The organism is Streptosporangium sp. G12, assembly GCF_052983175.1.
Window position 1 is genome coordinate 1 of record NZ_JBRIQO010000049.1, and the last position, 17,741, is coordinate 17,741.

Annotated in this window: 15 protein-coding genes; 6 read left to right on the forward strand and 9 right to left on the reverse strand. The window is 69.2% G+C overall.

Annotated features, from left to right (window positions below):
- The 5 genes from ACVCAG_RS43675 to ACVCAG_RS43695 all read right to left on the reverse strand — a co-directional run.
- Positions 1–520: biotin carboxylase N-terminal domain-containing protein (locus ACVCAG_RS43675; protein WP_440089491.1), on the reverse strand; the 520-nt coding region annotated here is incomplete at its 3' end.
- A gap of 170 nt (positions 521–690) precedes the next feature.
- A complete protein-coding gene (locus ACVCAG_RS43680) occupies positions 691–1,443 on the reverse strand; it encodes a 4'-phosphopantetheinyl transferase superfamily protein (protein ID WP_440089492.1) in 753 nt (250 codons plus the stop codon).
- A gap of 89 nt (positions 1,444–1,532) precedes the next feature.
- Positions 1,533–2,180 carry a response regulator gene (locus tag ACVCAG_RS43685; protein WP_440089493.1) on the reverse strand — a complete coding sequence of 216 codons (648 nt, stop codon included), beginning with the start codon at positions 2,178–2,180 and terminating at the stop codon, positions 1,533–1,535.
- The gene (locus ACVCAG_RS43690) at positions 2,167–3,117 is read right to left on the reverse strand and encodes a histidine kinase (RefSeq protein ID WP_440089494.1); all 951 of its coding nucleotides are present in this window, start codon (positions 3,115–3,117) and stop codon (positions 2,167–2,169) included. The genes ACVCAG_RS43685 and ACVCAG_RS43690 overlap by 14 nt, the downstream gene beginning before the upstream one ends.
- A gap of 464 nt (positions 3,118–3,581) precedes the next feature.
- The gene (locus ACVCAG_RS43695; protein WP_440089496.1) at positions 3,582–5,261 is read right to left on the reverse strand and encodes a 2-isopropylmalate synthase; all 1,680 of its coding nucleotides are present in this window, start codon (positions 5,259–5,261) and stop codon (positions 3,582–3,584) included.
- A gap of 345 nt (positions 5,262–5,606) precedes the next feature.
- Between ACVCAG_RS43695 and ACVCAG_RS43700 the strand changes: the two genes are divergently transcribed.
- Entirely contained in the window at positions 5,607–6,533 is a 927-nt protein-coding gene (locus ACVCAG_RS43700) for a UbiA family prenyltransferase (RefSeq protein ID WP_440089497.1), read from the forward strand.
- Positions 6,534–6,549: 16 nt separating this feature from the next.
- On the opposite strand, the gene ACVCAG_RS43705 is transcribed toward ACVCAG_RS43700, so the two are convergent.
- The 4 genes from ACVCAG_RS43705 to ACVCAG_RS43720 form a co-directional block, all read right to left on the reverse strand.
- On the reverse strand, positions 6,550–9,309 hold the full coding sequence (locus ACVCAG_RS43705) for an AAA family ATPase (RefSeq protein ID WP_440089498.1): 2,760 nt from the start codon (positions 9,307–9,309) through the stop codon (positions 6,550–6,552).
- Positions 9,310–9,521: 212 nt separating this feature from the next.
- Positions 9,522–9,809: a DUF5988 family protein gene (locus ACVCAG_RS43710; protein ID WP_440089499.1), complete on the reverse strand. Its 288-nt coding sequence runs from the start codon at positions 9,807–9,809 to the stop codon at positions 9,522–9,524.
- Positions 9,810–9,874: 65 nt separating this feature from the next.
- On the reverse strand, positions 9,875–10,675 hold the full coding sequence (locus ACVCAG_RS43715) for an ABC transporter permease (RefSeq protein ID WP_447191540.1): 801 nt from the start codon (positions 10,673–10,675) through the stop codon (positions 9,875–9,877).
- 56 nt (positions 10,676–10,731) lie between these two features.
- Positions 10,732–11,577, reverse strand: a complete 846-nt coding sequence (locus ACVCAG_RS43720; protein WP_440089502.1) for an ATP-binding cassette domain-containing protein — start codon at positions 11,575–11,577, stop codon at positions 10,732–10,734.
- Positions 11,578–11,783: 206 nt separating this feature from the next.
- On the opposite strand from ACVCAG_RS43720, the gene ACVCAG_RS43725 reads away from it, so the two are divergent.
- The 5 genes from ACVCAG_RS43725 (at position 11,784) to ACVCAG_RS43745 (ending at position 17,662) form a co-directional block, all read left to right on the forward strand.
- Complete coding sequence (locus ACVCAG_RS43725) at positions 11,784–12,497, forward strand: ATP-binding cassette domain-containing protein (RefSeq protein WP_440089503.1); 714 nt, start codon at positions 11,784–11,786, stop codon at positions 12,495–12,497.
- On the forward strand, positions 12,497–13,219 hold the full coding sequence (locus ACVCAG_RS43730) for an ABC transporter permease (RefSeq protein WP_440073930.1): 723 nt from the start codon (positions 12,497–12,499) through the stop codon (positions 13,217–13,219). The genes ACVCAG_RS43725 and ACVCAG_RS43730 overlap by 1 nt, the downstream gene beginning before the upstream one ends.
- Positions 13,216–14,436, forward strand: a complete 1,221-nt coding sequence (locus ACVCAG_RS43735; RefSeq protein WP_440089505.1) for a histidine kinase — start codon at positions 13,216–13,218, stop codon at positions 14,434–14,436. The genes ACVCAG_RS43730 and ACVCAG_RS43735 overlap by 4 nt, the downstream gene beginning before the upstream one ends.
- A gap of 3 nt (positions 14,437–14,439) precedes the next feature.
- Positions 14,440–15,078: a response regulator gene (locus ACVCAG_RS43740; protein WP_440089507.1), complete on the forward strand. Its 639-nt coding sequence runs from the start codon at positions 14,440–14,442 to the stop codon at positions 15,076–15,078.
- A 106-nt stretch (positions 15,079–15,184) separates the two neighbouring features.
- The gene (locus ACVCAG_RS43745; protein ID WP_440089509.1) at positions 15,185–17,662 is read left to right on the forward strand and encodes a PEP/pyruvate-binding domain-containing protein; all 2,478 of its coding nucleotides are present in this window, start codon (positions 15,185–15,187) and stop codon (positions 17,660–17,662) included.
- The last annotated feature ends 79 nt before the right edge of the window (positions 17,663–17,741 follow it).

Genomic DNA, 17,741 nt, shown 5'->3' on the forward strand with positions numbered 1-17,741 from the left:
CCAGGGTGCGCGCGACCTTCAGCCCGCGCCCGCCGCCGCCGTACGCGGCCTTGATCGCGATCGGCAGGCCGTGCTCGCGCGCGAAGGCGACGACCTCCGCCGCGCCCTGTACGGGCTCCTTGGTGCCCGCCACCAGTGGCGCGCCCACCCTGGCCGCGATGTGCCTGGCCTGGACCTTGTCGCCCAGTGCCGCGATCGCCTCGGGGGGCGGTCCGATCCAGGTGAGCCCCGCGTCGATGACGGCGCGGGCGAAGTCGGCGTTCTCCGCCAAAAAGCCGTAGCCGGGGTGGACCGCGTCGGCGCCGGACCGCGCGGCGATCCGCAGCAGCTTGGCGATGTTCAGGTACGTCTCCGCCGGCGACTGACCGGCCAGCGCGTACGCCTCGTCCGCCATCCTGACGTGCAGCGCGTCCAGATCCTGCTCGGCGTAGACCGCCACGCTGCACAGGCCGGCATCCCTGCAGGCACGGGCCACCCGTACGGCGATCTCACCGCGATTGGCGATCAGGACCTTCCTCATCACGCGTTCCTCCGTGAACGTGGTGACCGACGACCTCGGGTGTGGCTCGGGCTCCGCACCGCGCTCGGTCTCTGCGCCGTGCCCAGACCCTGTACTTCGCTCGATCTCTGTACTTCGCTCGGTTCCTGTGCCGCGCTCGGACTCGTACCGCGCCCGATCCCCGTCGCCGCTCAGACTCTGTACTGCGCGCGCTCTCGGTAGCGCGCCTGCTCCCTGTAGTGCGCCCGGTCCCGGTGCTGCACGCGGTCGGAGCGCGCCGATATGGCGATGGCGGTGAGGATCAGCCCTTCACGGGCCATCCAGCGGCCGCGGAACCCGGTCAGCGGGCGGCCGAACATGCTGGGCCCGGTCACCAGCAGGCGGGCGTAGAAGGTGCCGCGCAGCGGGTCGAACGTCACCGTCGCGCTCTCGAAGTCCAGCCAGCGTCTGGTCAGCGGGAACCACGCCTTGTAGACGGACTCCTTGGCGCTGAAGAGCAGGCGGTCCCAGGACGGGCCCGGGTGCTCCCGGTTCAGGGCCCTGATGGCCTCTCGCTCCTCGGGTTTGGAGATGGCCTCCAGCACCCCGCTGGCGATGCCCTTGTCGGGCTCCGCGTCGATGCCGATCGTGAGCCCCTCGCTGCTCGCGCCGACCACGGCCGCGCGGTAGCCCGTGCAGTGGGTGATGCTGCCGACGACGCCCTTGGGCCACTGGGGCTCGCCGCGCACCCCCGGCAGCACCTGCTGCGGGGGCAGGCCGAGCGCGCTCATGGCCTTCCTGGCGCACATCCGGGCGGTCGCGAACTCCGCGCGCTTCTGCTCCACGGACCTGCTGATCACCTCTGCTTCCGCGGGAAAGAGCATGGCGTCGGCGTGGTCCTCGAAGGTGTCGGCAGCCATCGCCCATGGGGGCAGAATGTTCGCGATCAAAGCCTCGGCGTTCACAATTTCACTGTAGGGAGGCCCTGAACGCAGGAGAATCGTCACGACGCCCTTCTGGGGTCGCGCAGAACTTGATCAGGGGGCGGACGGGGTCATCGTGTCGGTGTGATCAGCGAGGCGTCGATCGCCCGGTTGACGGCGTCGATGCGTGAGGCCGCCCCGAGTTTCACGAAGATGTTGCGCAGGTGGCGCTTGACCGTGGCTTCCGTGGTGTTCAGCCGGGAGGCGATCTGCCTGTTGCTGTACGCCTGGGCGACCAGTTCGAGCACCTCCCGCTCCTTGGTCGTCAGAACCTCGGTGCGCGTGGTCTCCATCTGGGCGAGGCTCTCCGGGGAGATGACCAGGATGAGGCGATCGGGTTCGTAGTGCACGCTCCTGATCGCCGCGACGAGTTCGTAGCGGTGCACGGTCTTGAGCAGGTAGCCCCGGATGCCGGCGGACAGCAGTTGCCGCAGGAGATGCGGCCCGTCGTACATGCTCAGGATGATGATCTGGGTGGCCGGCGAGATCACGCGTGCCCGGGAGACGGTGTGCGTGACCGCGTCGCCGGGGATCTCGACATCGAGCAGGAGGACGTCGGGGCGCTTCTGCGAGACCAGTTCCAGGGCGGTGAACGAGGTGCCGGCCTCGCCCACGACCACCAGGTCCTCCTGCGCCTCCAGGATCTCTCGCACCCCCTCGCGGAACAGGGCGTGGTCGTCGACTATCGCTATCCTGATGGGGTGGTCACTCTTGATCATCGAAGGACCCCGGTAATGGCACGGCGAGATCGATTCGGGTGCCCCGTCCCATTTCGGTGCTGATGGTGACCATGCCGCCGAGCAGGGCGGCGCGTTCCTGGATCGAGGCCAGCCCGAGGCTGTGGTGTGCGGGACGGCTGTTGACGTCGAAGCCGCAACCGTCGTCGATCACCGACGCCCGCAGCTCGTGCGGCGCGATGTCGACCCTGATGTAGATGGACGACGGCCGGCCGTGCCTGAGCGCGTTGCGGATCGCCTCGCTCAGGATCAGCAGGCACTCCTCGCTGATGGCAGGTGTCGCCCAGACCTCGTCACCGTTGACGACCAGCTCCGCCGTCATGTCCTCGACGCCGATGGCCTCGAGATGCGCGAGCAGCGCCTTCTCCAGGCTCTGTATCGGTTCGAGGGGGTGTAGGTCGGAGGTCAGCTGGCGCAATCGCCACATGGCCTCCTGGATCGCCTCCTGCACCCGCTCCATCTTGACGACCGCCTGGGCGGGGTCGCTGGTGCGGTACATGACGCAGAGCTCGGCCTGCCGGTGGGCGACGCTGAGGCTCTGCCCGATGCGGTCGTGCAGTTCCCTGGCGATGCGCCCGCGCTCGGCCACGTGTGCCTCGTGCACCTTGCTGAGCAGGAATCCGGCGTAGCTGGTCGCGGCTTCCCTGATGCGGAGCGAGACGGACTGCTCCAGCGTGGTGACCACGTTCCTGAGCAGGCGGTCAGTCTCGGAGTCGTCCTGGATCCACTTGCTCAGAATGGTGAAGGCCGCTCGGAAGAACACCGAGGCGGCGAGTAGGGACTCTTTCGGATGGACACCGGTGGCCGCTCTGGTCAGGCCGATATCCCAGGACAGGAAGCGGAAGGACTCGTCGGAGTGGGGGAGACCGTTGTCCAGCGCGGCGGCTATGTCGGTGAGGATCTGGTTGGCATTCGCCATGACCTGGGCTTTCGCCTGCTCGTCCTGGACAAGGACGCTACCGACGACTTCCAGGTCCTGTTCGTACTTGGCGAGGATATCCGCTCGGCACTCTTCGATAAGAGCTGCTGACGGACTCTGCGTGCGGGCTACTCCATCGTCGTCTTCCGCCATCCTGCCCCCTGCTTCCCTGCTGCCCCCTGCTGCGTTTCCGGGTTTTCCCCAGATGTTCACATCATGGTTCATGGATGCCGAGTAGGCAACCGACACCGGGTGAACAGGGCAGTCAAGCAGGCAAACCCGAGCCTAACTCAATTATCCCGGGACCCTTTACTGAATATCTCACAAATAGTCAGCATTTTTATATTGGAAGCAACTCGCCGGCGGCGAATGTGAGGTCGGCGCAATGCCGCGAAGCGCGAACCGCGCGCCCGTGGCCGCCGCCACGAGTGCGCAGTCCCTGATCAGACGCGCGGCGCGGGGCATCAGACGTGCGGCGTGACGATCACGGCCGCCTGCTTGCCGCCCCGTCTGAGGGCGACCCCGACCGCCGACAGGGCCGCGCCCACGGCGGAGGTGTCCACGCCGACGCCCCAGACCGTCGCCCCCCCGACCCGGTACTCGGCGTAGACCGCGGCCCCCGTGAGCGCACCGCCGGCCGGGTCCGCCTCGGCCGCGCGGTGCACGGTGCGCACGTCGATGCCCCAGGGGGCGAGCTTGGCGCCGATGGTCCTGGCGTCGTGCTCCCCCGCGCCGTCGAGGTGGAGCGTCGCGGCGACCCGCCCGCCGGCGGTGTACGGCTCGCCGACCGGGCCGTCGGAGGAGATGTACTCCTTCTCGAACAGCTCCCAGACCTGCTCGGGCGAGAGCTCGCTGCCGAGCAGCTCCGCGCTCGACTGGACCACCGTCGCGAAGTCCTTCTGGAGCTCCTTCGGCAACCGCATGCCGTACCAGGCGCTCATGATGTAGGCGACGCCGCTCTTGCCGGACTGGGTGGTGATCCGCACGATCGCCTCGTAGGTGCGTCCCACGTCCTTGGGGTCGACCGGAAGGTACGGCATCCGCCACGGCTGCTCGTCGATGCTCACGCCGGCCTCGACCGCGTCGCGCTCGAGGTCGTCGAAGCCCTTCTTGATCGCGTCCTGGTGGGAGCCGGAGAAGGACGTGTAGACCAGCTCGCCCCCGTAGGGGTGCCTGGGGTGCACGGGGATCTCGTTGCACCACTCGACGGTGTCGCGGATCCTGTCGATGTCGGAGAAGTCGATGCCGGGGTCGACGCCGTGGCTGAACATGTTCATCCCCAGTGTCACGAGGCAGACGTTGCCCGCCCGCTCGCCGTTGCCGAACAGGCAGCCTTCGATGCGCTGGGCGCCGGCCAGGAGGGCGAGTTCGGCCGAGGCGACCCCGGTCCCCCGGTCGTTGTGCGGGTGGATGGACAGGCAGACGTGCTCCCGGCGCGACAGGTTCCGGTCGAGCCACTCGATCTGGTCGGCGAAGACGGAGGGCAGCGAACGCTCCACGGTCGTGGGGAAGTTCAGGATTATCGGCCGGTCGGCAGCGGGCTCCCACGCGTCCATGACGGCTTCGCAGACCTCGAGGGAGAAGTCGGCCTCGGTCTCGTTGAACAACTCAGGTGAGTACTGGAACCGGAAATTGCCACCACTGAGCTCTTTTTCGGCATATTTCTTCACCAGTTCCGTGCCCCGGACGGCCAGGTCCTTGCACTGCTCCCGGTCCATTCCGAACACCACCCGCCGGAACAGCGGGGCCGTCGCGTTGTAGAGGTGGAGCGTGGCCCTGGGCGCCCCCGACATGGAACGGATGGTGCGCTCAATCAGCTCGTCGCGCGCCGGCACCAGAGCCGATATCCATACGTCGTCCGGGATCCGGTCCTCCTCGATGAGGAGCCGGACGAAGTCGTGGTCGTCCTGGCTCGCGACCGGGAATCCGATCTCGATCTCCTTGTAGCCGATGTCGACCAGAAGCTCGAACATCCGAAGCTTCCTCGCCGGGGACATCGGGTTGGCGAGCGACTGGTTACCGTCTCGGAGGTCGGTGGACAGCCAGCGCGGCGACGAACTAATCCGCCCGTCCGGCCACGTCCGATCGGGAAGAACGAGGGGAGTAAAATCGGAATAACGCTCTACAGGCCGGTTCGCGCCCATTCCCCAATCTCCTTCACTGAGATTATCCGACTGCCTCGGATGTTCACCATTACCAAATAGCCATTGAATTCCCCGGTCAAGACAAGTGGTCAGGAGAATTCCCCTCCCGTACCGAAGGATCACTCCGGGTATCGAAAGTTCGACCTGGTGCGCCCGTCCGACCGCTCCGGGGTGAAACATCGGATGTCTGCGCGGGGGTGCCGTATGTGACACTAGATCGAAACCTGGCGTCGATCTGCGACCACCCTGTATCGGTAAACGCTTCCCACGAATGCGCCCCAGGCGAGGGGCACGACTGGAAACGATCACTAATCGATCTTCGGTTTGGCGGAAGGGCTGACAGTGATGACGACGAGCATCAGTTCCCCGACTGGGTTTCTCCCCCTCAGGCACAGCGGGCTGTGCCTGGCCGAGGCCCGTCCCTCCGTGCAGTTCAACTTCCTGCTGCGCTTCCTCACCGGGGCGTCGCTGAGTTCCGCCGTCGCCGGCGAGGGCGACCTGGGCAGGACCGCGTGGAGCGCGCTGACATGGACGCTGGCCGTCTTCGCCGTCTATCTCTACAACGGCGTCACGGACGTGTGCGAGGACCGGCTCAACGGCTCGCGCCGGCCCATAGCGAGGGGGGAGTTACCGCCCGCCTTCGCCACCGGGGTCGCGGCCGGCGCCGCGGTCGCGTCCGTCGCGATCAGCCTGGCGCTGGGGCCGGTGAACGTGGGGATGGTCGCCGTCATGCTGGCCCTCGGCTACCTCTACTCGGGTCCGCCCTTCCACCTCAAGCGCAGGACCAGCGGAACGGTCGCGATCGGGCTGACGGCCAGCATCCTGACCTACTACGCAGGCGCCCACGCCTACGCGGGAGGGATCGACATCGGGACGCAGCTGATCGTCTTCGTCCTCGCCGCCTCGCTCTGGACCGCCCTGGTGGGCACGACGACCAAGGACCTGCCCGACCTGGAGGGCGACGCGGCGGCCGGCCGCGTGACGTTCGCCGTCGTGTACGGCGAGCGCGCGCTGCGGCTGGCCATCATCAACGTCTCGCTCGCCCTGCCCGTCGTCGTCACCGGGGGCGTGCTGCTGCTGGGGGATCCGTCGCTGTACCTGCCCGCGGCCGCCATGTGCCTGGGCGGGCTGGCCATCGCCCTGCTCTGCCGCGCCCCGATCCCGCCCGGACCGCGCCGGCGGCGGCCGTACGCGGTCTTCATGGTCACTCAGTACGTGCTGCACGGCTGCGTGATCGTGCCGCAGATGGTGCGCGACTGGCCGCTCGTCTGAGCGACCGGTCACGCCGCTAGCGGCCGGCGGCCGGCCTGACCGGGTGTGCCCCCTCACGTGCGAGGCCGGGAACGCGGCCGGGCTGGGCCGTCAGGTCCGGCGGCAGGTCCGAGCGCTGGGTGATGTTCAGCTTGCGGTACACGCGCGTCAGGTGCTGCTCGACGGTGCTCACCGTGATGAACAGCTTGGCGGCGATCTCACGGTTGGAGTAGCCCACCGTGGCCAGGCCGGCCACCCTGCGCTCGGCGTCGCTGAGGATGGCCACCACCCTGTTCGTCTCGCCGTCCCCGTCCTCCGCGCCGCCCTCGTCGGCGAGCGCCTGGCTCAGCGGGCGGGCACCGCACTCCTGGGCCAGGGTCCGCGCGCGGCTGGCGATGATGCCCGCCCTGCGGAACTCGCCCACGCTGTGGTAGGCCTCGGTGAGGTCGATCAGCGACCTGGCCAGCTCGTAGCGGTCCCCGCACGCCTGCAGGTGCTCGGAGGCCTGGCGCAGGAACATCGGCCGGTGCCGTACCTCGCTGGTGGCGGCCAGCACCCGCAGCGCCACGCCGTCGGTGCGCTCCGAGCCGGCGCCCGACCGGCTCAGCTGCTCCTCGACCAGCTCGCGGGCCTCGTCGTGCCTGCCCAGGGCGATGAGGGCCTCGGCCACGTCCGTGCGCCAGGCGATGAACCCCGGGGTGTCCATCTTCCAGGCGGTCAGCAGTTCCCCGCAGAGCCGGAAGTCGCGCAGCGCCGCCACCGGGTTGTCGACGGCGAGCTGGTAGCGACCGCGGGCCTGCAGGAACCGCACGCCGCACCTGGTCTGCAGCATCGCCTCGGGGAACGCGTGGTTGAGCTGCGCGAGCGCCTCGTCGTAGCGTCCCATCGCGGTGGCGGCCAGCATGAGGGTGGCCACCGGTCCGGCCACGGCCACGCCCCAGCTGCTCGGCGGAATGATCTCCAGGGCCAGCCGGGCGTACGACGCGGCCTCTTCGAGCTCTCCCTGGCGCAGCGAGAGCTCCGCCCGGATCGCGGTGAGTCGCGCCCGGCGGGCGGGCGAGCCCCCGGAACGCAGCTCCCCGATCAGCGCGTCGCACCGCGGCACCGCCCGGTTGGACCGCCCGGCGTACACGAGGGCGAGCAGCGCGCTCTCCACGGTGTCCATGGACATCTCGTCCAGGTTGGAGCCGCGCAGGATCCGCTCGGCCGTGGCCACGATCCGGTCGTGGGGGCCGCCGGTGAGCACGCCGACCAGCGCGTTGATCGACTCCAGGCGCCGGCTCACCTGGAACGGCAGCACCGCCTCGCTGATGTTCTTGCCCGCCCAGGTGTTCATGTGGGCCAGGAGCGGCGGCGCGGAGCAGCGCAGCCACATCCTGGTGCTCACGCCCTCGGCGACCGTGTGCGGGTCGCTGTCGCCGAATTCCGCCGTGCGCTCCAGGACGTCGCAGGCGACGTCCATCCTGCCGTGCCACAGCAGCGCCCTGGCCAGGATGATCGCGTCACTGCCGCGCAGGCTCCCGTTGTGCAGCGCGTCGGTGAGCTCCTCCATGTGGCTGATCGGCGCCTTCGGGTCGATACGCCACTCGGCGCGCATCAACATGGTCGCGATCGACGTGCGCTCCTGGTCGTCCAGGCGGCCGCGCAGGGCGAGTTTGAGATAGTCGACGGCCGACTCGACCTCGCCGTCGATCAGCCTGCGGCGGGCCGCCGACCGCAGCACGGGCACGGCCCAGGAGGCGTCGGCGTCATCGGCCTTGCTCAGCTGCTCGGCGATCGCCAGGTCGGAGGCGCCCTCGCCGTTCAGCAGCTCGGCCGCGCGCCGGTGCATGTACTGGCGCTTGTCGGCTCCGAGATCGGCCAGGACCGCCTCCTCGCCCGCCTCGTGGTGGAACCGGCCGTCCTCCAGCAGCCCCGCCGTCTCCAGCCAGCGGATCGACAGGGGGACCGACGGCGTGTCCGAGCGGGCCAGCCGGTGGACGAGCGCCGGGTCGTCGATCGCCGCCGCCCATCTGGCCACGTCCAGCAGGGCCGGGTCGACGCGGTGCAGGCAGGACAGCACGGCCTCGCCGTACCTTTCCGCCGGCGCTCCCGTGCCGTTCCTCGCGAAGTCCTCGAGCAGCCCGGCCACCAGGATCGGGTTGCCACCGCTGAGGTCGTGCCACTCCGGCGCCAGCCGCTCGGCCGTCTCGTGCCCCAGGCTCTCGCTCACCATGCTCAGCACGGCGCCGCGCGAGAGCGGATGCAGCCGGATGGCGGTGCAGTGCGGCTGTCTGATGATCTCGGTGGGGAAGAACCTGTCCGTCTGGTGCGGGTAGTCGGCGTGCCCGAACACCGTCATCACCGGCGACGACCTGGCCCGGCGCATGAAGTAGGACAGGCACATCTGCGAGGCGCGGTCGGAGTCGTGGACGTCGTCGACGACGATCACCAGCGGGAGCTGTTCCGCCAGTGACAGCAGCACCCCGCAGAGCCCCTCGACGACCTGGGTCTCCAGTCGCTCGCCGCCCTCGCGCAGGAGGTCCATCGCGCGCTCGCGCAGCCGCTCGCCCAGAGGGGCGTTGTGGAAGAGCTGTCCCAGCACGCCGAGCGGGAGGTCGCTCTCCCCCCGCGACGCCGTCGCCACGAGCGGGAGCGCTCCGCGGTCGTAGACCTGCTCGGCGAAGGCGTGCAGCAGCTCGCTCTTCCCCGTGGCGACCACTCCGGTCACCATCGCGACCCTGCTCCTCCCCTCGATCGTCTCGGTGAGGAGTCCCCGTAGGGAGGCCATCGCCGCGTCTCTTTCAAAGAACCCCATACCGAACACCCCTCACGAGAGTGAGAACGATTGCCCATGGTCCGCATAACCGGTTCACGATTAATAAGCTACGCCGCCCCTTATAGGCCCACAACGGGGTGACCCTTAATAGCATCCGATCTACAACTTTCGATTCCCGGTCACCCAAAAAAAGCGCCGCGCCCGGATTTCAGGGGGCGCGGCGCACGGAGTCGGGCGTCTGTCGTCTTTGATTATTCAGCGATCCTCGTCCTGGTCGTCCAGCGGTAGATCAGGCCCTGGCAGTCGCCTTCGAGGTGGTAGTGCTCCTCGGTACGCTCGAAATGCTCGTAGCCGCTCCGGTACTGGATCTTGACCTTCCCGTCGGCTCTTTCCAGCCGCCGGGACCGGGCAGTCTCCGGGAATTCGGCGGGTCCGCCGAGGAGAAAGATGTTGACATCGTACGGGCCGTGGTCGGAAATTATGCAATCCGCTTTAACCTCTCGTGTGGAGCCGGGGGCTATAGTCACTGGCACCTCCATGGATCGGTCTTTACAACATATTAAAAAACAGTTTTCCAGAAGGCACCCCCGATCGACCCCTACGACTAGCTGTCGCGCGCGGTCCAGCGGAACGTCCGCAGGCACAGGACCAGGCCGACCACGCACCACAGGCCCAGCGCCAGGGCCACCATCGGGAGCTCCCAGCTGCCGGCCGGCTCCAGGACCACCGCCTGCTCGGGCAGGAACACCGACCGCATGCCCTGGGTCATCCACTTGAGCGGGAAGATCGACGCGAAGATCTGCAGGATCCACGGCACGTCGGAGAAGGGGATGTAGACACCGGAGCAGAACTGCACGATGAGGAAGGGCAGCGTGATCACCGCGTTGGCCCCGCGCGTGGACTTCGGCAGGCTGCCGATCGCGATGCCCAGGAACGTGCAGGCCATGCCGCCGAGGAGGAGGACCCAGGTGAACGTCAGCCACTGGTGGACGGTGGTGGGCAGGTTGATGCCGAACATCAGCACCCCGACCGCGATCAGGAGGATGACCTCGGCGATCATGCACACCAGGACCTGGATGATCTTCCCGCCGAAGTAGGCCGTGCGCGGCATGGGCATGCCGTACAGCCTCTTGAGCGTCCCGTCGTGGCGCTCCAGCGTGATGTTGATGCCCAGGTTCTGGAAGGACGTGCCCATGATGCCGGCGCCGATCATGCCGGCGGTGAGGATCTGGGCTCCCGTGACGCCGGGCAGTCCCTGCCTGCTGCTCGACATGGCGCCCAGCAGCATCAGCATGATCGCCGGGAGCGAGAAGATGACGATGAACTGGCTCTTCGTGCGGAAGAAGCCCTTGAGCTCCATCGCGCCGCGCTTCAGGGTCAGCCGGCCGGCGCTGGGCAGTCGCACCGCCTGCACCGGTCGGATGTCGGTCGGTTGCGTCGGTTGCATCGGCAACGTGGTTGTCACAACTGCTCTCCGATAAGGCCTAGGTAGGTGTCTTCGAGAGTCGGCCGCCTGACGGTCAAGTCGGGGATCTCCCCGTCGTACTGCGCGATGAGCTCCGCGACGACCTTCGTGGGCGTCGGGGTCTTCACGCGGCGTTCCCCGTCCGGGGTGGACCAGCTGACCGTCGCGTCCGCCTCGGCGCGGCCGGCCAGCGTGGCCGGCTCGCCGATCGCGACGACCCTGCCCTTCGCGATCACCCCCACCCGGCTGGCCAGCGCCTCCGCCTCGTCGAGGTAGTGCGTGGTCAGCACGATGGTGGTGCCCTCGTCGGAGAGCAGCGAGATCAGGCCCCAGAACTGGCGGCGGGCCTCGGGGTCGAACCCCGTGGTCGGCTCGTCCAGGAAGAGGAGCTCGGGGTTGCCCACGACGCCCAGGGCCACGTCGACTCTGCGCCGCTGGCCGCCGGAGAGGTGGCGGATGTGGGCGTCGGCCTTGCCGGCCAGGCCCACCAGCTCGATCACCGAGTCCGGGTCGCGCGGGCGCGGGAAGTAGCTCGCGAAATGGTGCACCGTCTCGCGGACGGTGAACTCGGCGGCGTCGGTGGCCGACTGCAGCACGATTCCGAGCTTGGACCGCCAGAGGCGCCCGGCCCGGCCGGGGTCCTCGCCGAGCACGCTGACCTCACCGCCGTCCCGGCGGCGGTGCCCTTCCAGAATCTCGACAGTGGTCGTCTTGCCGGCGCCGTTGGGGCCCAGGAGCGCGAAGACCTCACCCCGGGCGATGTCCAGGTCGATGCCGTCGACGGCGGTCAGGTCGCCGTATTTCTTACGCAGCTCACGTACACGTACTGCTGAGTCGCTCATGCTCCATAGGGTTCGAGATTGGCAGGGTTTGCGATATTCATCCTTCGGAACCCCGTCTCTACTCCCTTCGATACCCCTACGGCGATCCGCGCCTGGTCAGCGGCCTGATTCGCCGCGTCCACCGACGGAACCCCGACTGGAACGGCCGACCCCCATCAACCGTTCGGTGGATTACGGAGACCCGGTGCAGCGGGGATTCTCGACACATGACAGTCATCGAGATCAACGGCCTGCAGAAGAGCTACGGGACGCACAAGGCACTGGACGACGTCACCCTGACGGTCGAGCGAGGCGAGATCTTCGGCATCCTCGGCCCCAACGGAGCCGGCAAGACCACCGTGGTGGAGTGCGCGTCCGGGCTACGCAAGCCCGACGGCGGCACCTTGCGCGTGCTCGGCATGGACCCGCAGACGCAGCGGCGCGAGCTGCTCCAGCGCATCGGCACCCAGTTGCAGGAAGCCGCGCTGCCCGACGCCATCAGGGTCGGCGAGGCGCTGAAGATGTACGCCTCCTTCTACGACAAGCCCGCCGACTGGAACGCCCTGATGGAGGAGTGGGGGCTGACCGAGAAGAGGCGCGCCCGCTTCTCGGGCCTGTCCGGTGGCTGGAAGCAGCGCCTGTTCATCGCGCTGGCCCTGGTCGGCAACCCCGAGGTCGTCTTCCTCGACGAGCTGACCACCGGCCTGGACCCCTCCGCCCGCCGGATGACCTGGAACATGATCCGCGCCATGCGCGACCGCGGCGTCACCGTCGTGCTGGTCACCCACTTCATGGACGAGGCGGACGCCCTCTGCGACCGCATCGCCGTCATCGACCAGGGGCGCGTCGTCCACCAGGGCAGCCCCGGCGACCTCCTCACCAGGGACGCCTCCGGCTCCCTCGACGACGCCTACTTCGCACTCATTGAGAGGACCGTGTAATGAAGGGTCTCGGCAACGTCATCGCGATCGAGCTCAAGCTGGCCATGCGCGACCCGATGGCCGCCTTCTTCGCCCTGGCCTTCCCCATGGTCATCCTGTGGATCAAGATGCGCAACGGCGGCTCGCTGCCCAGCGGGCTGCCCATCATCGAGGCCGTCGTCCCGATGCTCAGCGTCTTCGTCATCGGCCTGGCCTCGCTGGTCGTCCTGCCGGCCACGCTGGCCCAGTACCGCGAGCGCCGCGTGCTCAAGCGGCTGCGCGCCACCCCCGCCTCCCCCACCATGATCTTCGGTGCCCAGTGGGTCGCGCACATGCTGCTGGCCGTGCTCGGCGGCCTCCTGCTCGGCGTCGTCGGCCTGGCCGTCTACGGCATGAACGGGCCGGCCGACCCGGTCGGCCTCGTCCTCGCCTGGGTCCTCGGCGCCGCCAGCCTCGGTGCCATCGGGCTGCTCATCGGCGCCCTGGTGCCCAGTGGCCGCGCCGCCACGGTGATCGGCCTGGCCGCCTTCTTCCCCATGGTCTTCGTCTCCGGCGCCATGAGCGCCCGCGAGACGCTGCCGGAGTCGATGCGCTCCGTCGGCGACTTCACCCCCATGGCCCCCGCCGTCCAGGCCGTCCGCGCCGCCTGGGAGGGCCAGCCCGCGTCCCCGCTCACCCTGGCCGTGCTGGTCGCGATCACCATCGTCGCGGGCGGGGTCGCGCTGAAGGCGTTCCGCTGGTGACGACCATCGAGCCCAACGTCTCGCGATGGGACCGCGCCTGGCCGGCCCTGCCGTACCTCTTCGTCCTGCTGCCCACCGTCTTCGCCCTGCTGCGGGACTGGCGGCCGGACGTGGTGGTCCTGGCGGTGTGCACCGGGGTCTGGCACTGGTTCATGGTCTCATCGCGATTCAGCCGGATCGAGCGGCCGGTGGTGGCGATCGTCTACTTCGTCGTGATGCTCGCCTTCATCGCGGCGCTGATCAGGATCGATCCGGTGTTCACGGTGGCAGGCCCCGGTGCGTTCATCCAGGCCTTCACCCTGCTGCGCGGGTGGACGGCCTACGCGGGGGTGGCCGCCACGGCCGCGGTCCTGGTCGGCGTCCGCCCCGGGTCCCGGCCGCCGCAGGAGCTGATCTTCTCCTTCCTCGTCGCCGTCCTGATCGCCTCGACCGTCGGCCTGTTCATCCAGACCATCTCGAAGCAGAACCAGCAGCGCAAGGTGATGATCGCGCAGTTGAAGGCGACCGGCACCAAGCTGGCCGCCATGGCGGAGGAGAACTCGAACCTGCAGTCACAGCTGCTGACCCGCGCCCGCGAGGCGGGCGTGCTCAGCGAGCGCCAGCGGATGGCCAGGGAGATCCACGACACGATCGCCCAGGGGCTGACCGCCATCCTCACCCAGCTCGAAGTCGCCGAGAACGTCATCGAGGACGTGCCCGCCGCCCGCTCCAGGCTGAACACCGTGCGCGGGCTGGCCAGGGACAGCCTCAACGAGGCTCGCCGGTCGGTGCTGGCGATGCGTCCCGCTCCGCTGGAGGAGGCCCAGCTCGCGACCGCTCTGGAGGACGTCGCGGCCACCTGGTCGCAGACGTCGGGCGTGCCGGTTCCGGTGTCGGTCACCGGTGACGCCAGGCCACTGCACGCCGAGGTGGAGATGACCCTGCTGCGGGTGGCGCAGGAGGCTCTGGCCAACGTCGGCAAACACGCCTCCGCCAGCAGGGTCGCCGTCACCCTGTCCTACATGGAGGATGTGGTGGTGCTCGACGTACGCGACGACGGATCCGGATTCGACCCCGAGAAGGTGGAACCGTCCATCGCGGGCGGGTTCGGGCTCGTCGCGATGCGCCAGCGCGTCACCCGGCTGGCCGGGGACTTCGAGATAGAGACCGCTCTCGGCCAGGGAACGGGTGTCTCTGCTACGGTGCCCGCCATCACCGCCGACTCCAGAAACGCGTGAGGCATGCCGATTCGTATCATCGTCGTGGACGATCACCCGGTCGTCCGCGACGGGTTGCGCGAGATCTTCTCCACCGACGAGGCCTTCGAGGTCGTCGGCGAGGCGGCCGACGGGCCGGAGGCTCTCGTCCTGACACGCCAGACCAATCCCGATCTCGTGCTGATGGACCTGCGGATGCCGAAGATGAGCGGCACCGAGCTGATCCGCCGGCTGCGCGAGCAGACACCGGACATCAAGGTGCTGGTCCTGACCACGTTCGACAACGACGCGGACGTGCTGCCCGCCATCGAGCAGGGCGCCACCGGCTACCTGCTCAAGGACACGCCGCGCGTCGAGCTGCTCCGCGCCGCGCAGGCGGCCGCCCGCGGCGAGACGGTGCTGTCCCCCACCGTGGCCGGGCTGCTCATGCAGAAGGTGCGCGCGCCCGAACAGCAGACGCTGAGCCGGCGGGAGCTGGAGGTGCTCGGGCTGATCGCCCGCGGCGCCACCAACCGCGAGGCCGCCGCGAAGCTGTTCATCACCGAGGCGACGGTCAAGACGCACCTGCTGCACATCTTCGCCAAGCTCGGGGTGAAGGACCGGGCCTCGGCGGTGGCGGCGGCCTACGAGACCGGGCTGCTCAAGCGGGCCTCCGATACCTGACTTAAGGGCGCCTAGGGGTGGGCCGCCTCGTCCGGTGCTCCGTAGCGTGAACATGTCTGCCCTGTTCATGCGAGTGGACACCCCCTGGGACGAATGGAGATGGTCCATGAACACGCTTGCGCTGGCCGACCCTCGTACCGAGCTGGCGAACGTGGGAGGCAAGGGCGAGTCCCTCGCCCGCCTGGCCCGGGCCGGGCTCCCGGTTCCGCCGGGCTTCCACGTCACCACCACCGCCTACCGCGCCTTCGTGACCCACCACGATCTGCGGGACCGGATCCTGTCGAGCGACGCGGCCGAGGCCGCCGCCCTGTTCGCCGCCCACGAGGTGCCTCAGGGCATCGCCGACGACATCCGGGCCGCCTATCGCGAGCTGGGCGACGAGCCCGCGGTGGCCGTACGTTCGTCGGCGACCGCGGAGGACCTGCCCGGGATGTCGTTCGCCGGGCAGCAGGACACCTTCCTCAACATCCGCGGCGCCGAGCAGGTCCTGGACGCGGTCAGGCGCTGCTGGGCCTCGCTGTGGACCGAGCGGGCCATCGCCTACCGCGAGCGCAACGGCGTCCCCCACGACGAAGTGGCCCTCGCCGTCGTCGTCCAGGAGCTCGTGCCCGCCGACGCGGCGGGCGTGATGTTCACCGAGGACCGCGACCACCTGAGCATCAACGCCGCGTGGGGACTGGGTGAGGCGATCGTCGGCGGGCTGGTCACGCCCGACACGATCACGCTCGACCGCGCCGACCACACGATCGTCGAGGAGCACATCGCGGCCAAGACCGTGATGACCGTCCGCGTGCCCGAGGGCACCCGCGAGGTGCCGGTGCCGGACACCGGGCGCGACCTGCCCGTGCTGTCGCGGGCGCAGGCCGTACGGCTCGCCGAGCTGGGCATGACGATCGAGGAGCTGTACGGCCACGCCGTGGACGTCGAGTGGGCCATCCACGAGGGCAGGCCGTACATCCTGCAGGCCAGGCCCATCACCGGGCAGCGCGAGGTGTGGAACGACTCGCTCAAGGGCGACTACCTGTGGACCAACGGCAACCTGGGCGAGGCGATCCCCAGCGTGATGACCCCGTGCACCTGGTCGCTCGTGCAGGCGTTCATCGACGAGATCATGGTCGCCGGGCACCTCGGCGGCCACCCCCAGTGCGGCAACATCGGCGGCCGGGTCTACATGAACATGAGCCTGACCGCCTCTCTCGGCAGGGCCCTGGGCATGACCAAAAAGATCAGGGACACCCAGGAGCCGGTGTACGGGCGGCTGCCGGAGGGGGTCGAGACCCCGCTGCTGCCGATGTCGCGCTGGCAGACCCTCAAGGCGGCCAAACCGCTCCTGGCGGGCCGCCGCGCCATCCAGCAGCTCGTGGGCCGGATCCCCGAGTACGTCGCGTCCGCGCCCCGGACCACCGAGGCCATCCGCGTCAGGATCGCCGGGACGGCCGACGGCGCGGACCTCGCCGCGCTCTGGGAGAGCGAGGTGGAGCCGAGGTTCCGCGAGTGTAACCGCATGCTCGCCGCCGCCGCCCGCCAGGACGCCGGCTCGCTGATCTACCTCGGCTCGCAGCTGACCAAGCTCGTCGGGGAGGCCGACGCCGCCGTGCTGATGTCCGGGATCCAGGCCGCGGACGGCCGGCTGGAGAGCCTCGGCCCGCTGCTCGGCCTGGCGCGCTTCAAGCGCGGCGAGATCTCCCGCGAGGAGTACGTCCGCAGGTACGGCCATCGGGGCCCGGACGAGTTCGAGGTCTCCGTGGCCCGGCCGGTGGAGGACCCGACCTGGCTCGACAGGCAGATCGCCGGGCTCACGGTCGACCCGACCGAGCTGCTGACCCGCCAGGACGAGGCGAGCGACGCCGCCTGGCGCAGGTTCCGCGAGCGGTATCCGAGGCAGGCGGAGAAGTTCCGCCGCAAGATCGACCGCTGGGAGGAGATCGTCCGCGCCCGCGAGGAGACCCGCTCGGAGATGATGCGCGGCTTCTGGATGGTGCGCGACTTCGTCGTGCGGGCCGGCGAGGTGACCGGGCACGGCGACGACCTGTTCTTCCTGACGATCGAGGAGGTCCTGGACGTGCTGCGCGGCTCGCGCCGGCCACTCTCGCAGGTGGCCAAGCGCAGGACGACCTACGAGCTGTACAAGGCGCTCCCGCCGTACCCGGGCATCATCCGCGGACGGTTCGATCCGGAGCGGTGGGCGGCCGACCCGAACCGCCGCGGCGACGTGTTCGACGCCGGAGCGACGGTGGCGCCCCCCTCGCAGACCATCAGCGGCTTTCCCGGCGCGGCCGGCGTGGTCGAGGGCATCGCCCGGGTGATCTCCTCCGTGGCGGACGGCGACCGGCTCGCGGAGGGCGAGATCCTGGTGACGACCGTGACCAACGTGGGCTGGACGCTCCTGTTCCCGCGTGCCGCGGCGGTGGTCACCGACGTCGGCGCGCCGCTGTCGCACGCGGCCATCGTGGCGCGCGAGCTGGGCATCCCGGCCGTCGTCGGCACCAGGAACGCCACCATGCGGATCCAGGACGGCGACCTGATCCGGGTCGACGGCGGCCAGGGCAGCGTCGAGATCGTCCGGGTGCCGGCGGTGGTCTGACCCGGGAAAGGCCGCGGTCCCGTCGGGACCGCGGCCTTTTCCGTGTCTTGCTGTCTCGCCTGTCGTCGGTTCGGCTTTC

Excerpts from the sequence above, each read along its gene's own strand:
- ACVCAG_RS43710 (WP_440089499.1), bottom strand. The coding sequence starts at position 9,809 with ATGGAGGTGCCAGTGACTATAGCCCCCGGCTCCACACGAGAGGTTAAA.
- ACVCAG_RS43725 (WP_440089503.1), top strand. The coding sequence starts at position 11,784 with ATGACAGTCATCGAGATCAACGGCCTGCAGAAGAGCTACGGGACGCAC.
- ACVCAG_RS43730 (WP_440073930.1), top strand. The coding sequence starts at position 12,497 with ATGAAGGGTCTCGGCAACGTCATCGCGATCGAGCTCAAGCTGGCCATG.
- ACVCAG_RS43690 (WP_440089494.1), bottom strand. The coding sequence starts at position 3,117 with ATGGCGAATGCCAACCAGATCCTCACCGACATAGCCGCCGCGCTGGAC.
- ACVCAG_RS43700 (WP_440089497.1), top strand. The coding sequence starts at position 5,607 with ATGACGACGAGCATCAGTTCCCCGACTGGGTTTCTCCCCCTCAGGCAC.
- ACVCAG_RS43685 (WP_440089493.1), bottom strand. The coding sequence starts at position 2,180 with ATGATCAAGAGTGACCACCCCATCAGGATAGCGATAGTCGACGACCAC.
- ACVCAG_RS43745 (WP_440089509.1), top strand. The coding sequence starts at position 15,185 with ATGAACACGCTTGCGCTGGCCGACCCTCGTACCGAGCTGGCGAACGTG.
- ACVCAG_RS43705 (WP_440089498.1), bottom strand. The coding sequence starts at position 9,309 with ATGGGGTTCTTTGAAAGAGACGCGGCGATGGCCTCCCTACGGGGACTC.
- ACVCAG_RS43720 (WP_440089502.1), bottom strand. The coding sequence starts at position 11,577 with ATGAGCGACTCAGCAGTACGTGTACGTGAGCTGCGTAAGAAATACGGC.
- ACVCAG_RS43740 (WP_440089507.1), top strand. The coding sequence starts at position 14,440 with ATGCCGATTCGTATCATCGTCGTGGACGATCACCCGGTCGTCCGCGAC.
- ACVCAG_RS43695 (WP_440089496.1), bottom strand. The coding sequence starts at position 5,261 with ATGGGCGCGAACCGGCCTGTAGAGCGTTATTCCGATTTTACTCCCCTC.